Origin of the sequence: Streptomyces hirsutus, from assembly GCF_001418415.1 — a bacterium.
Lineage (GTDB): Bacteria > Actinomycetota > Actinomycetes > Streptomycetales > Streptomycetaceae > Streptomyces > Streptomyces hirsutus.
Map to the genome: position 1 here is coordinate 1 of NZ_LIQT01000344.1, position 2,379 is coordinate 2,379.

Below are 2,379 nucleotides of genomic sequence, written 5' to 3' on the forward strand. Positions count from 1 at the left end.
CGCCGGGTCGACCCGGCGGCCCTGCTCCAGCACGATCTCGCCGTTGATCTCGACCCGCGCCTGCTCGATCAGCTCCTCGCAGGCGCGCCGGGAACCGTACCCCGCGCGGGCGAGGACCTTCTGCAACCGCTCGCCCTCCTGTTCGGCGCCCGGGAAGGTCTTCGGGGTCCTGACGTCCTTCTTCTCCGCGTACCGGTCGCGGTTGCGCTCCTCGATCCGCGTCTCGTATTCGCGCGAGCGGCCCGGAACCGTACGGCCCCCGCCGCCCTTCTGTCCGGACCGGGAGCCCTGGGAGGAGCCGCCGGACGGCTTGGCGCCGGTGCGGCCGGACTTCGGGCCCTCCTTGGTGGACCCGGGTCCCACGTCGTAGCGGCGCTCCTCCGGGCGGGGCTTGCCGGGGCGGCCCTGCCCCTGCTTCTGGTCCCTGTTGCCGCCGGAACCGCGGGGGTTACCGCGTCCGCCGCTCTTGCCGCTGCCGCTGCTTCGCATCACATTTCCGTTGTTGTCGTTTTAAGCATGCTCGTCGGATGGACCGTCGTCCGGGTCCGGGGCGTCCGGATCGAACGACGGCACGGCTTCCTGGGTCTCGGCCTCGATCGCCTCCGCCTCGGGGAGGAAGGGCGCGAGCTCCGGGAGCTCGTCCAGACCGCGCAGGCCCATCCGCTCCAGGAAGTAGTTCGTCGTCGTGTACAGGATCGCACCTGTTTCGGGTTCCGTGCCCGCCTCCTCGACCAGACCGCGCTGCAGCAGGGTGCGCATGACCCCGTCGCAGTTCACTCCGCGCACGGCGGAGACCCTGCTGCGGCTGACCGGCTGGCGGTAGGCGACCACGGCGAGGGTCTCCAGGGCGGCCTGGGTGAGCCGGGCCTGCTGGCCGTCCAGAACGAAGCCCTCGACGGCCGCGGCGTACTCGGGACGGCTGTAGAAACGCCAGCCGCCGGCGACGAGCCGCAGTTCGAAGCCGCGTCCCTGGACGGTGTACTCGTCGGCCAGCGCCCGCAACGCGTCCGCGACCTGCCGTCGGGGCCGCTCCAGGATCTTCGCCAGCCGCTCCTCGGTCGCGGGCTCGTCCACGACCATGAGAACCGCCTCCAGCGCGGGCCCGAGCTCGAGGTCCGCGACGGTGCGCGGCCCCGCGGGAGCATCGTCTGTGTCCTCACTCACGTCCTGCTCACCCCTTCTCCTTCCTCCGGCGGCTCTCCCGGTGCTTCGGGCGGTCGGTCGAACTCGTCGGTGACCGTGGGGGCGGCGGCCCCGTCACCGCCGGTCCAGCGCACGGTCAGCTCGCCGAGCGCGGTCTCCTGGTCGAGGGCGACGGCCTTCTCCCGGTACAGCTCCAGGAGCGCGAGGAACCGGGCGACGACGGTCAGGGTGTCGTCCGTGTCCTCGGTCAGGGCCCGGAAACTGGCCTCGCCGAGCTCCCTCAGCCGCGCGACCACGATCCCGGCCTGCTCCTGCACGCTGACCAGCGGCGCGTGGATGTGGTCGACGTACACCTGCGGCTTGGGCCTGGGCTGCATCGCCTTGACGGCGAGCCGGGCGAACTCCTCCGCGCCGATACTGATGACGACCTCGGGGAGCAGCTCGGCGTGGTGCGGCTCGAGCCCCACGGTACGGGGGTGGCGCCGGGCCTCCTCGTCCAGCCGCAGGCCGAAGATCTCCGCGATCCGCTTGTACGCGCGGTACTGGAGCAGGCGGGCGAACAGCAGGTCCCGGGCCTCCAGCAGGGCGAGGTCGGCCTCGTCCTCCACCTCGGCGGCGGGCAGCAGGCGGGCCGCCTTGAGATCGAGCAGCGTGGCCGCGACGACCAGGAACTCGGTCGTCTCGTCCAGGTCCCAGTCGGGTCCCAGCGCCCGGATGTACGCCATGAACTCGTCGGTCACCCTGGACAGCGCGACCTCGGTGACGTCCAGCTTGTGCTTGGAGATCAGCTGAAGCAGCAGGTCGAACGGTCCCTCGAAGTTCGACAACCGGACCTTGAACCGGCCGTCGCCCTCCTCCTCGGCCGCTTCCGCCGCCCCGACCGCTTCGGACCCCGCGAGCGCCTCGGGCCCCGCGGCCTCGTCGGCCGTCCCGGCTCCATCGGCCCTCGGGCGCCCCTCGGCACGCTCCGGGTCGTGCGTCCCCGATCCGGCGTCCCCCGCACCCGCCGCCACGGGCCCGGCGGCCGGTTCGTCGCCCGTCCCGGGGCCCGCGGGCGCCGTCCCGGGCGGCAGACCGGCGTCCGGCTCCACCCCCGCCTCCGCGGGCGGTGTCGTCGGCGGCACGCCCCCCGCCCCCCGCCCCAGCGTGCCACGGCGGCCGGGCCGCGGCCCGCGTCCGGCGGCGGGGGTGTCGGTCGAGGTCATGGCCTCCGCAGGCTACCGCTACCGTCCGCGC

Annotated in this window: 3 protein-coding genes; all 3 read right to left on the reverse strand. The window is 73.6% G+C overall.

The genetic code is table 11. The features are described from left to right. The coding region (locus AOK11_RS24870; protein WP_276204842.1) for a S4 domain-containing protein at window positions 1-489 on the reverse strand (489 nt) is incomplete at its 3' end. 21 nt (window positions 490-510) lie between these two features. After that, window positions 511-1,164 (reverse strand): SMC-Scp complex subunit ScpB, encoded by a 654-nt coding sequence (gene scpB, locus AOK11_RS24875; protein ID WP_055595968.1) that lies wholly within the window; start codon window positions 1,162-1,164, stop codon window positions 511-513. Further along, entirely contained in the window at window positions 1,161-2,348 is a 1,188-nt protein-coding gene (locus tag AOK11_RS24880) for a segregation and condensation protein A (protein WP_079035062.1), read from the reverse strand. Before AOK11_RS24880 ends, scpB begins: the two co-directional genes overlap by 4 nt. Window positions 2,349-2,379 lie beyond the last annotated feature (31 nt).